The sequence below is a fragment of the Variovorax soli NBRC 106424 genome (assembly GCF_001591385.1).
Classification (GTDB): Bacteria; Pseudomonadota; Gammaproteobacteria; order Burkholderiales; family Burkholderiaceae_C; genus Variovorax; species Variovorax soli.
In genome coordinates this window covers 18624-29770 of the sequence record NZ_BCUU01000065.1, presented here as the reverse complement: position 1 = coordinate 29770, position 11147 = coordinate 18624, and the positions used below count along the sequence as shown (strand labels likewise).

The 11147-nt window shown below is 69.8% G+C and carries 11 protein-coding genes; 5 read left to right on the top strand and 6 right to left on the bottom strand.

Annotated elements, in window-relative coordinates; all coding sequences use genetic code 11:
- On the bottom strand, positions 1–784 hold a 784-nt coding region (locus VSO01S_RS17980; protein ID WP_153305302.1), incomplete at its 3' end, for an MFS transporter.
- 122 nt (positions 785–906) lie between these two features.
- On the opposite strand from VSO01S_RS17980, the gene VSO01S_RS17975 reads away from it, so the two are divergent.
- Positions 907–1839: a LysR family transcriptional regulator gene (locus tag VSO01S_RS17975; protein ID WP_068644186.1), complete on the top strand. Its 933-nt coding sequence runs from the start codon at positions 907–909 to the stop codon at positions 1837–1839.
- 39 nt (positions 1840–1878) lie between these two features.
- Here VSO01S_RS17975 and VSO01S_RS17970 read toward each other — a convergent pair whose 3' ends face one another.
- Positions 1879–3681 (bottom strand): acyclic terpene utilization AtuA family protein, encoded by a 1803-nt coding sequence (locus VSO01S_RS17970; RefSeq protein WP_068644185.1) that lies wholly within the window; start codon positions 3679–3681, stop codon positions 1879–1881.
- A 13-nt stretch (positions 3682–3694) separates the two neighbouring features.
- Positions 3695–4705, bottom strand: a complete 1011-nt coding sequence (locus VSO01S_RS17965; RefSeq protein WP_068644184.1) for a Bug family tripartite tricarboxylate transporter substrate binding protein — start codon at positions 4703–4705, stop codon at positions 3695–3697.
- A 153-nt stretch (positions 4706–4858) separates the two neighbouring features.
- Here VSO01S_RS17965 and VSO01S_RS17960 point away from each other — a divergent pair, with 153 nt between their 5' ends.
- On the top strand, positions 4859–5773 hold the full coding sequence (locus VSO01S_RS17960) for a LysR family transcriptional regulator (RefSeq protein ID WP_068644183.1): 915 nt from the start codon (positions 4859–4861) through the stop codon (positions 5771–5773).
- A gap of 36 nt (positions 5774–5809) precedes the next feature.
- Here the strand turns inward: VSO01S_RS17960 and VSO01S_RS17955 are convergent, their stop codons facing one another.
- Together VSO01S_RS17955 and VSO01S_RS17950 are read right to left on the bottom strand one after the other, a co-directional pair.
- On the bottom strand, positions 5810–6289 hold the full coding sequence (locus tag VSO01S_RS17955; RefSeq protein ID WP_068644182.1) for a VOC family protein: 480 nt from the start codon (positions 6287–6289) through the stop codon (positions 5810–5812).
- A gap of 216 nt (positions 6290–6505) precedes the next feature.
- Entirely contained in the window at positions 6506–7375 is an 870-nt protein-coding gene (locus tag VSO01S_RS17950) for a pirin family protein (RefSeq protein ID WP_068644181.1), read from the bottom strand.
- Positions 7376–7502: 127 nt separating this feature from the next.
- On the opposite strand from VSO01S_RS17950, the gene VSO01S_RS28025 reads away from it, so the two are divergent.
- Positions 7503–7697 (top strand): hypothetical protein, encoded by a 195-nt coding sequence (locus VSO01S_RS28025; RefSeq protein ID WP_068644180.1) that lies wholly within the window; start codon positions 7503–7505, stop codon positions 7695–7697.
- The gene (locus VSO01S_RS28020; RefSeq protein ID WP_245684246.1) at positions 7604–7924 is read left to right on the top strand and encodes a LysR substrate-binding domain-containing protein; all 321 of its coding nucleotides are present in this window, start codon (positions 7604–7606) and stop codon (positions 7922–7924) included. The genes VSO01S_RS28025 and VSO01S_RS28020 overlap by 94 nt, the downstream gene beginning before the upstream one ends.
- 41 nt (positions 7925–7965) lie before the next feature.
- On the opposite strand, the gene VSO01S_RS17935 is transcribed toward VSO01S_RS28020, so the two are convergent.
- Positions 7966–8874, bottom strand: coding sequence for a LysR family transcriptional regulator (locus VSO01S_RS17935; protein ID WP_068644178.1), 909 nt, complete (start codon positions 8872–8874; stop codon positions 7966–7968).
- 136 nt (positions 8875–9010) lie between these two features.
- On the opposite strand from VSO01S_RS17935, the gene VSO01S_RS17930 reads away from it, so the two are divergent.
- Positions 9011–11119 carry a 3-hydroxyacyl-CoA dehydrogenase NAD-binding domain-containing protein gene (locus VSO01S_RS17930; protein ID WP_068644177.1) on the top strand — a complete coding sequence of 703 codons (2109 nt, stop codon included), beginning with the start codon at positions 9011–9013 and terminating at the stop codon, positions 11117–11119.
- Positions 11120–11147: the final 28 nt, after the last annotated feature.

The window sequence follows — 11147 nt, the reverse complement described above, 5'->3', positions numbered from 1 at the left end:
CCGCCGCGCTGCCGAGGTGAAACGGCGCGCCGTGCAGCAGCAGCGCGAGGGTGGACCAGAACGCGCTGAAGCCGATGGCCAGCAGCCCTTGCGCCAGCGTGGCGCGGCGCAGCGCGCCGTGCTGGTGCCACAGGGCCGCCAGCGATGCCAGCAGCGCGCCATACGGCATCTGCGTGCTGGGCCGAAAGCGCGGCAGCCCGCGCCATGCCGCAACGCCGGTCAGCGCCAGGCTCGCCGCCGCCAGCATGAACATTGCGCGCCAGCCGTAGTGTTCGGCCACGAAGCCGCTGAGCACGCGCGACAGGAGAATGCCCAGCAGCAGGCCCGTCATGACGGTGCCCACGACCTTGCCGCGGTGCGCATCGGGCGCCAGCGTGGCCGCGGCCGGCACGATGTCCTGCGCCATGGTCGCCGACAGGCCGATCACCAGGCTGGCCACCAGCAGCAGCCCGATGCCCGGCGCCGCGCCTGCGGCCAGCAGTGCCGCGCACAGCACCGCCGCCTTGATCAGGATGATGCGGCGGCGGTCGAACCGGTCGCCCAGCGGCGCGAGCAGCAGGATGCCCAGCGCGTAGCCCAGCTGGGTGAGCGTCGGCAGCAGGCCCACGGCGCCGGCCGAGGCACCGATCTCGGCGCCCAGCACGCCCAGCATCGGCTGGCTGTAGTAGAGCGAAGCCACCGACAGCCCGGCACTCGCGGCCAGCAGCAGCACCAGCGACGTTGGCAGCCGGCCGCGCTCGGCAGCCGCGAGGCGGCTGTCATGCGTCAATTGAATGGAAGACATAGCGTTAACCCTGTAATTTTCCGAATGGCCGCGAGTTTGACGGATCGACGCCAGAGGTGGTAGTAGCAAGGGGCGAACTACGGCTATACGATGGATGCATAAAACGAGCTGAAATTCGCACTATGAGAACCGCCCGCCCATCGGCCGCCGCCGTGCCGCCGTCCGACCGCATCGAGCTGATGAACACCTTCGTGCAGATCGTCGAGGCGGGCAGCCTGTCGGCCGCGGCCGCGCTGCTGCACACCACGCAGCCCACGGTGAGCCGCCGGCTGCAGGCCTTGGAAAAGCAGCTGGGCGTGCGGCTGATCCGGCGCTCCACCCACGCACTGAAGCTCACGCAGGACGGCGAGCGCTGCTTCGCGCGTGCCAAGGAGCTGGTGCAGGACTGGGACGCTTTTGAATCGGAGCTGCGCGGCGACGGCGAGCCCGAGGGCACGCTGCGCGTCATGGTGCCGCACGCCTTCGGCCAGGAGCTGCTGGTGAAGCCGCTGGCCGCCTACCTGCGCCAGCACCCGCGCGTGAACGTCGACTGGCTGCTCAACGACCGGCGCCCCGACTTCATCGGCGACGGCGTGGACTGCGCGATCCACGTCGGCGAGGTCGAGGACCCCGGCATCGTCGCGATCAAGCTGGCCGAGGTGCCGCGCATCGTGGTGGCGGCGCCGTCGGTGCTGCCCGAAGGCAAGCGAATGCCGCGCCATGCGTCCGAGCTGGCGAGCCTGCCCTGGCTGGCCATGCGCACCTACTACCGCACCGAGCTGAGTCTGACGCGAACCCGCGACGGAGAGGAATGCCGCATTCCCATCAGCCCGCGCATGTCCACCGACAGCCTGTATGCGCTGCGCAGCGCAGCGCTGATGGGCCTCGGCGCCTGCGTGGGCTCGACCTGGCTCCTGACTGAAGACCTGGCGGCCAAGCGCCTGGTGCAGCTCGTGCCCGAGTGGCACGCCTCATCGCTGCCGTGCTACCTGATCTATCCCTACGCGCGGCTGTATCCGCCCAAGCTCAAGCGATTTGTGGAGGCGATCCGCGGCGGCTGGCGCGACGAGTTCTGATGCGCGTCGACTGCTGCCGACGCCTTCGGGTCCCGAGGCCTATTCGAGCTGCACGGGCATGTCGAGCAGCATCTGCGCCATGCCCTTGCCCATCGGGTCCGGGCGCAGCGAGGTCGGGCCGCCGCCATCCAGCGCACCGGTGAGCAGGAAGTTCAGCGCGTTCAGGCCCGGCACCTCGTAGCGGATGACCTCGCCCCGGACCAGATGGGCGAGATAGGCGCGCACCCGCTCGGGCGTGAGCTCCCGGCGCAGCAGCGGCAGGTCTTCGGGGCGGCGTGCGATGACGGCGATGTTGGAGCTGTCTCCCTTGTCGCCCGAGCGGCCATGGGCCAGCGAGATCAGCGGCACGGCCCGAGACGGTGCAGCAACCGGTGGCGCAGCCGATGGGCCGGCGCGCACGCCATCGCTGGCGGGCGGCGGCTCGCCGCCGACGGGCACGGGCACCTCGGTCGAGGTGCCGCCCATCATCACGCGGGGCACCGGCAGCCGGCGCTTGTCCACCAGGCAGGAGAACAGGCGATAGCGCGGCTCCACCGCCGCGCGGCCATTGAGCGTGAGCGCGCTGCCGCTGGTGGTGCCCGGGGCGAAGGACACGCCCGGTGCGCGTGCCTCGCGCGAGAAGAGTTCCAGCGCTTCGCGGCTGGCGTGGGTGACGGCGACGCGTGCCATCGCCTCGCGCAGGCTCGGCGTCTTCGCGTGCGGTCCATAGCCGTCTTCGGCGCCGAGCACGGTGATTGCGACCTTGTCGAAATCGCTCCACCCCTTGTCCGCCAGCAGGCCCCGCACGCGCGCCAGCAGGGCTTCGCCGGTGCGGCGGGCCTTGGGCACCGCATCCGTGCCGAACACCGACAGCTGGGCGATGCATCGAAAGCCGTCCTGCCAGCTGGCGGAGAGCTTGTAGGTCGGCGGCGGCGGCACGCCGCGGGCGCCTTCCACGCGCACCCGGTCGATGCCCGCCTGGCTCACCCGTACCGAGCGGAAGTCGCACACCACGTCGGGCAGCACATAGCAGCCGGGGTCGCCCACTTCGTACAGGATCTGTTCGCTGACCGTGGCCACCGTCACGCAGCCGCCGGTGCCTTCGGGCTTGCCCACCGTGAAGCGGCCGTCGGCCCCGCAGTCGACGAAGGGATAGCCGATGCGCTCCCACTGCGGCACCGTCTCCCAGTCGGTGAAGATGCCGCCCGTGGCCTGCGGGCCGCATTCGAGAATGTGGCCCGCGAGCGAGCCGGCGGCCAGCAGGTCGTGCTGGTCGGCGCGCCAGCCGAATTCATGCATGAGGATGCCCAGCGTGGTGGCGCTGTCCACGATGCGGCCGGTGACCACGATATCGGCGCCCAGTGCCAGCGCGCGTGCGATCGGCAGCGCGCCGAGGTACACGTTGGCGCTGTCGATGCCCGCGGGCATGGGCGTGCCGTCGTAGAAGTCGCGCACACCCTCCGCGGCCAGCGCCGGCATCAGCTCCAATGCGTCGTCGCCCTCGATGAAGGCGACGCGCGGCGCGCACCCCAGCTCCCGTGCGAGCGACTCGATGGCCGCCGCGCAGCCGCGCGGGTTGAGCCCGCCCGCATTGGCCACCAGCCGGATACCGCGTGCCATGCACACCGCCAGCACCTCGCGCAATGCAACGTCGATGAAGTCCTGCGCGTAGCCGCGGGACGGGTCCGCCTTGCGCGCCTGGGCGAAGCTGGACAGCGTCATCTCGGCCAGGTAGTCGAACACCAGGTACTGCATGCCCTCGGCATGGGCCAGCTGGCGCGGGCCCGTCAGGCTGTCGCCGATGAACGCGCAGGCGCCGCCGATGCGGACCGTGCGTTGGGAGGAGGTCGGGTCTTGGTTCATTCGGATTTCGGCTTCAGTCCAGCGTCAGTTTGAGTTGGCGGATCAACTCGCCGTTGATCCTGGATTCCTGGGCGATGAAGCGGCCGAAGTCGGCCGGCGTGCTGCCCACGGTTTCGGTGCTGATCGACTGCAGCTTGGCGCGAAGCTCCGCGCCCTGCAGCACCTGGGCCAGCTCGGCCGACAGCCTTTGCACGACGGGTGCGGGCGTGCGTACAGGCGCCATCACGCCGGCCCAGGCATAGCTCACCAGGTCCGGGTGGCCCAGCTCGCTCATGCTGGGCACGTCGGGCAGCTGCGGCGAACGGGCCTCGCCGGTGACGGCCAGCGCTGCCAGCTTGCCCTGGCGGATCTGCGCGCCCATGGCGGAGATGGCGTCGAACATGAAGCCGACCCGCCCGCTCACCAGGTCGGCCGTCGCGTCCGCCGTGCCTTTGTACGGCACATGCATGGCGCCCTTCATGCCGGTGGAGCGGGCCAGCCGTTCGCCGAGCAGGTGCGCCGCGGAGCCGACTCCGCTGCTGGCAAAGCTCTGCGGGGCGGCCGCGTCGCGGCCGGAGCGCACCAGGTCGTCCAGCGTGCGGATGCCGGGCCGGGCACTCACCAGCACCAGCGACGTGCGCGTGAGCTGCGACACGGGCGCCAGGTCCGACGCCTTGTACGGCAGGTTGCGATACAGCGACTCGTTGTTGGCATACGCCCCGATCACCACCAGCAGCGTGTAGCCGTCCGGCGCGGCCTTGGCCACCAGCTCGGTGCCCAGGATGCTGTTGGCGCCGGGCTTGTTGTCGATGACCACCGGCTGTCCCAGGCGGGCCGACAGCTCCTTCATCACGTCGCGCGCAATGATGTCCGTGTTGCCGCCGGCGGGGTAGGGCACGACCACGCGGATGGGCCGGCTGGGGTAGGGCTCCTGCGCTTGCGCCGTGCGCGCTTGGGGGCCGAGGACCAGCGCGGCCAGCAGCAGGGCGGACGAGGCGAGTGCGCGGCGTCGCGCAGGCCGCCGCCGCGCGGCGGATGTGTTCATGGCTTGTCTCCTGTCGTTGTGGTGCTTGCCGTGCGGCCCTGCCGCGCCCGGTGCTGCAACGATTATGGAAACGCGCCCCCGCGCCGCCCACCCCTATCATGGGGTTTCGCGATAACCAATTGGAATCGAGCCCCTGAGGCATTCGACATCGCCATGCAACTGAAGGACATGTACTGGTTCCGCCAGGCCGTGGAGGCCGGCAACCTGCACAGCGCCGCCGACGCGCTGGGCATCACGCAGCCGGCGCTGTCGAAGGCAGTGCAGAGGCTGGAGCGTGCCCTGGGCGTGCGGCTGCTGGAGCGCACGCCGCGCGGCGTGGCGCCCACGGCCATCGGCCAGGCGCTGCACGCACGCGCGTTGCTGCTCGGACAGTGGGTGGACGACACGCGCCATCAGATCCAGGACCTGAAGACGGGCCAGTCCGGCGAACTGCGCGTGGGCACCGTGCCGGCCATCGTCGAATCGGTGATGACGCCCGTGCTGTCGCACTTCCTGGCACAAGGTCCGGCGGTGCGCTTCCAGACCAGCGTGCAGCTCACCGGGGTGCTGATGCAGCAACTGGAGAACGGCGAACTGGACTTCGCCATTGCCGCCGTGCCGGCGCAGGTTCCGGCCGCGTTCAGTTGCACCGTGCTGGGCAAGCAGAACTCCTACGTGGTCGTTCGCAAGGGCCATCCGCTGCTGCGCGGCCGATTCACGGTGGCCGACATGGCCGCGCAGCCCTGGGTGCTGCCGCCCTCGAACATCGCCCTGCGGGCCTGGGTCGAGGCGCTGTTCCGCGAGCATGGCATGGAGGCACCGCGCGCGTTCCTGCAGTCCGACGCTTCGCCCGCGGCCTTTGCACCGCTGGTGCGCGCCAGCAACCTGCTGACCGTCATGACGGCCGATTCGCTGTCGGGCCTGCAGGGCGCGGGTCTGGCCGCGCTGCCCGCACCCGCGCCGGTGTGGACGCTTCAGCTGGGGCTTTTCTGGCGGCGCAGCGCCTATTTCTCCAGCCTCATGAAGCAGTTCAGGGAACAGGTGGTGCAGGTGTTCCGGGCGCGGGAGACAGGCCGGCCTGCCCGCTGAGCCGGTTCGGTGGCAGCCGTGCCGACCTGAGGCGCCTCAACCCTTGATCGCCGCCTCGATGGTCGCGATGTCGATCTTCTTCATCGGCATCATGGCCTCGAAGGCGCGCTTGGCCGCGGCGCGGTCCGGGCCCGAGACTGCCTCGATGAGGATGCGCGGCGAGATCTGCCACGACAGGCCCCACTTGTCTTTGCACCAGCCGCACTGGCTGGCCTGGCCGCCGTTGCCGATGATGGCGTTCCACAGGCGGTCGGTCTCGGCCTGGTCTTCGGTGACCACCTGGAACGAGAAAGCCTCGTTGTGCTTGAACATCGGGCCGCCGTTCAGGCCGACACACGGAATGCCCAGGACGGTGAACTCCACCGTCAGGATGTCGCCCTCCTTGCCGTCGGGGAAGTCGCCGGGCGCGCGGGTGACGCGCCCCACCGCGCTGTCTGCAAAGGTCTTGGCGTAGAACTGCGCGGCATCGAGCGCGGCGTTGTCGTACCAGAGGCAGATCGTGTTCTTACTGGTCACTTGGGGTCTCCAGTTCATCAGAAAAAAACGATCCGCCTTGCAGGCGACGCGGTTGGCCGTCGCCCGCAAGGCGGTGCGGACCGGGCGGCATGGTACGCCGGCCTCCGGCCGTTCTACCAGCGCGCCACGGGCCGCGCTGTAGGACTCAGGCGCGCGCGCTGCGAGTCCACTGCCAGTGGCCTTCACCACCCGGGCAATGGCCTGCCTCGCTTCACGTCAGGCCGCCATGCGCCCGAAGCGCCCGCTGTTGAAGTCGTTCACGGCCTGGCGGATCTCGGCTTCGGTGTTCATCACGAAAGGCCCGTAGCCCACCACCGGCTCGTCGATGGGCTCGCCCGCCAGCCACAGCAGCGTGGCGTCGCTCTCGGCCTCGATCTGCACGCCGCTGCCATCGCGCGCCAGGTGCACCAGCTGCCCTTCGCGTGCCACCTCGCTGCCGCCGTTGCTGCGCACGCTGCCGCGCAGCACGACCAGCGCCAGCGTGTGGCCTTCGCGCGTCTCGAACTGCGTGGACGAGCCCTGCACGAGCCGGATGTCGCGCACGTCGATCGGCGTGAAGGTGCGCGCCGGGCCCTGCCTGCCCTCGAACTCGCCCGCAATCACCCGCACGCGGCCCGCGCCCTGCGGCAGCTCCACCACCGGAATGTCCTTGTCCAGCAGCGTCTGGTAGCCCGGCGCGGTCATCTTGTCGCGCGCCGGCAGGTTCACCCACAGCTGCACCATCTCCAGCAGGCCGCCCTGGCGGGTGAAGGCCTCCGAATGGAACTCCTCATGCAGGATGCCCGCGCCGGCCGTCATCCATTGCACGTCGCCCGGGCCGATGTGGCCGCCGGCACCGGTGGAGTCGCGATGGTCCACCTCGCCGTGGTAGACGATGGTCACGGTCTCGAAGCCGCGGTGCGGATGCACGCCCACGCCGCGCCGGTGCGTGCCGGGCTCGAAGGTGGCCGGCGCCGCATGGTCCAGCAGCAGGAAGGGGCTCAGGTGCTTGCCCAGCCCGTCGTAGCCGAAGAGCGAGCGCACCGGAAAGCCGTCGCCCACCCAGTGCGGGCGGGGCGCGCTGTAGATGCCCAGGACTTTCTTCATCTCGATCTCCTTGCGTGTGTGTGTGAAGTGAAGGCCGCAACGGCCGCAGCCATGGAGAAAGAATATGGGCGGAACGATCCGCGCAAAAGACTGCAAAATCCGCCCGCAGCGTTCCGCAGGCAGAACGATGAAAGACCTCAACGACCTTTTCTTCTATGCCCAGGTGGTGGGCCAGCGCTCCAGCCGCCGCTTCGCCGTGACCGATGTGGGGCAGACCTACTACGCCCACTGCCGCGCCATGCTGGTGGAAGCCAACGCCGCGGAAGAGGCGGTGGCCCTCACCCAGTCCGAGCCCGACCCCGGCTGGTCACGCGCAGCATGAGCGCGCTGCGCACCGCGGCGGTGGCGGGCGTGGGCGTCGTGCAGCTCCCCGCCATGCTGGTGGCCGACGAATTGCACAGTGGCCGGCTGGTCCGCCTGCTGCCCGACTGGGCGCCGCGCCGGGAGGTGGTGCATGCCGTGTTCCCTTCGCGCCGCGGCCTGCTGCCGGCGGTGCGGGCGCTGGTGGACCACCTGCATGAGCAGTTCAGCGCGCTGGATCAGGACTGACACGCCGGTCCGGCAGCCGCGTGCGCGCGCCGGGCACACCGCTAGCGCTGCTCGCGCCGCCCCGCCTGCCTGGCCTTCTCCAGCATGAAGTCGATGAAGGTCGTGATGGCCTTGGTGCGGTGGCGCCCCGGCATGTAGAGCATGTACATGTGCGTGCCGAAGATCGACAGGCGCCATTCGGTCAGCGCCGCCACCACCTCGCCCTCGCGCAGCTCGCGGTCGAACACGTAGTCGGGCACGATGCCCACGCCCAGGCTGGCCAGCACCGACTGGCGCAGGAAGAGGAAGTTCTCCGAGATGATGGTGGGCTCCAGCAGCACCTCGTGCCGCTCCTTGCCCAGGTAGGCCGACACGCGCAGCTGCCGCCCGTGCACGGCCGAGGTGATCAGCGGCGCGTGCTTGAGGTCTTCCAGCTGCGCCGGCAGCCCGTGCTCGCGCACCCACGCGCTGCTGGCGCAGGCCACGTAGTGCACGGGGCCCATGTCGCGCGCCACCAGGTTCTGCGGCGGCTCGGACATCACGCGCACCGCAATGTCCACTTCCTCGCGCATCAGGTCTTCCACGCGGTTCTCGAACATCACGTCCAGCACGATGCCGGGGTGCTGCCGCTTGAAGGCGATCAGCCAGTCGGACATCACCAGCTGCCCATAGCCCGAAGGCACCGACAGGCGCACGCGGCCCTGCAGGCTGTGGCCGAGCGACGAGACCGATTCCTGCGCGGCCAGCAGCTCGTTGCGGATGGCCAGGCCGTGCTCGTACAGCCGCAGGCCGATCTCCGTGGGCTCGATGCGGCGCGTGGTGCGCCGCAGCAGCTCCTGCCCCAGGCTGCGCTCGAACTGGCCCAGCCGGTGGCTCACGTTGGCGCGGCTCATGCGCAGGCGCCGCGCCGCTTCGCTGAGGTTGCCGGCGTCGACGATCTCGACGAACAGGGCGAGGGAGTTGAGGTCCATGAATCGGTACGGCGCGGAGGCTTTGTCAAATCTAGATTGACAGTCTGTCAATCTGTCTGCCAATTGTCTATCCGGAAGCCTCGAATGAGAATCGGGCGAAGGCCCGCGGGCCATTCCTCAACGGAGACACCCCCTCATGACGACCACCGCTTCCGTGGTGCACACCGCCCTTGTGGGCAGCGTGCTGCGCATCACCATCGACAACCCGCCCGTCAATGCCATCTCGTCCGCCGTGCGGCGCGAGCTGAAGGCGGCCATCGAGGCGGCCGATGCCGACCCGGCCGCCAAGGCGATCCTGATCGTGGGCGAGGGTGCCAACTTCGTGGCTGGTGCCGACATCCGCGAATTCGGCCAGGCGCCGCAGCCGCCCTCGCTGCCCGAGGTGTGCAACCGCATCGAGGATTGCGCCAAGCCGGTGGTGGCCGCGCTGCGCGGCGCCACGCTGGGCGGGGGGCTGGAGATCGCCCTGGCCGCGCACTACCGCGTGACGCTGGCCGACGCCAAGCTGGGCCTGCCCGAAGTGCAACTGGGCCTGATGCCCGGCGCCGGCGGCACGGTGCGCGCGCCGCGCCTGGCGGGCGCCGCCGCTGCGCTGGACCTGATGCTCACCGGCCGCCACATCAAGGCCAGGGAAGCCTTGTCGATGGGCCTGGTGGACCGCGTGGCCGAGGGCGACGACGCAGCGGCCGCGGGCCTGGCCTATGCCAATGAACTGCTGGCGCAAGGTGCCGGCGTTCGCCGCACCCGCGACGCGCAAGGCCTGGCCGACCGCGCCACCGCGCAAGCCGCCATCGACGCCGCCCGTGCCGACACCGCGAAGAAATCGCGCGGCCTGTTCTCGCCCATGAAGATCGTCGAAGCCGTGCAGAACGCACTGGACAAGCCCTTCGACGAAGCCGTGAAGCTCGAACGCGAGGCCTTCCTCGCCTGCATCGAGAGCCCGCAGCGCGCCGGCCTCATCCACGCCTTCTTCGCCGAGCGCGAAGTGGCGAAGGTGCCCGAGGCCAAGGCCGCGCAGCCGCGCGCCCTGAACAGCGTGGGCATCGTCGGCGGCGGCACCATGGGGGCGGGCATTGCGGTGTCGGCGCTGGATGCCGGCTTTCCGGTGGTGATGGTGGAGCGCGACCAGGCCTCCATCGACCGCGGCCGCGCCAATGTCGAGAAGGTGTACGACGGCCTCATCGGCAAGGGCCGCATGACGGCCGAGGCCAAGGCTGCCGTCATGGCGCGCTACACCGGCAGCACGGACTACGCCGCATTCAAGGACGTGGACCTCGTCATCGAGGCCGTGTTCGAAGACCTGGAAGTGAAGAAGGCCGTGTTCAAGGAACTCGACCGCGTGTGCAAGGCCGGCGCCGTGCTGGCCACCAACACCTCGTACCTGGACATCGACGCCATTGCCGCCAGCACCACGCGAGCGCAGGACGTGGTGGGCCTGCACTTCTTCAGCCCGGCCAACATCATGAAGCTGCTGGAGATCGTGGTGCCGGCCAAGGTGAGCGCTGACGTGGTGGCCACCGCCTTCGCGCTGGCCAAGCGCATGAAGAAGGTGCCGGTGCGCGCCGGCGTGTGCGACGGCTTCATCGGCAACCGCATCCTGGCGGTGTACAAGCAGGCGGCCGACTACATCATGGAAGACGGCGCCAGCCCCTACGAGATCGACGAGGCGGTGCGCGGCTTCGGCTACCCGATGGGCCCGTTCCAGGTGACCGACCTGGCCGGCGGCGACATCGGCTGGGCCACGCGCAAGAGGCGCGCCGCCACGCGCGACCCCAAGGCGCGCTATGTGGAAGTGGCCGACCGCGTGTGCGAGCGCGGCTGGTTCGGCCAGAAGACCGGCCGCGGCTTCTACCTGTATCCGCAAGGCGCCCGCGTCGGCCAGCCGGACCCGGAGGTGCTCGCCATCGTCGATGCCGAGCGGCAGAAGAAGGGCATCACGCCGCGCAAGTTCACCGCGGAAGAAATCATGCGCCGCTACATGGCCGCCATGGTCAACGAGGGTGCCAAGGTGGTGGCCGAAGGCATCGCGCTGCGTCCGCTGGATGTGGACGTGACCTTCCTCTACGGCTACGGCTTTCCGCGCCACCGCGGCGGCCCGATGAAGTACGCCGACATGGTCGGCCTGCCCAAGATCCTGGAAGACATCCGCGCCTTCGCCAAGGAAGACCCGCTGTTCTGGAAGCCCGCGCCGCTGCTCGAGAAGCTGGTGGCCGAAGGCAAGGACTTTTCGAGCCTCAACCAGTAAATGCATTCCTCCTCTCCCCGCTGGGGAG

Excerpts from the sequence above, each read along its gene's own strand:
- VSO01S_RS17950 (WP_068644181.1), bottom strand. The coding sequence starts at position 7,375 with ATGAAGAAAGTCCTGGGCATCTACAGCGCGCCCCGCCCGCACTGGGTG.
- VSO01S_RS17970 (WP_068644185.1), bottom strand. The coding sequence starts at position 3,681 with ATGAACCAAGACCCGACCTCCTCCCAACGCACGGTCCGCATCGGCGGC.
- VSO01S_RS28025 (WP_068644180.1), top strand. The coding sequence starts at position 7,503 with ATGAAAGACCTCAACGACCTTTTCTTCTATGCCCAGGTGGTGGGCCAG.
- VSO01S_RS17975 (WP_068644186.1), top strand. The coding sequence starts at position 907 with ATGAGAACCGCCCGCCCATCGGCCGCCGCCGTGCCGCCGTCCGACCGC.
- VSO01S_RS17965 (WP_068644184.1), bottom strand. The coding sequence starts at position 4,705 with ATGAACACATCCGCCGCGCGGCGGCGGCCTGCGCGACGCCGCGCACTC.
- VSO01S_RS17935 (WP_068644178.1), bottom strand. The coding sequence starts at position 8,874 with ATGGACCTCAACTCCCTCGCCCTGTTCGTCGAGATCGTCGACGCCGGC.
- VSO01S_RS17960 (WP_068644183.1), top strand. The coding sequence starts at position 4,859 with ATGCAACTGAAGGACATGTACTGGTTCCGCCAGGCCGTGGAGGCCGGC.
- VSO01S_RS17930 (WP_068644177.1), top strand. The coding sequence starts at position 9,011 with ATGACGACCACCGCTTCCGTGGTGCACACCGCCCTTGTGGGCAGCGTG.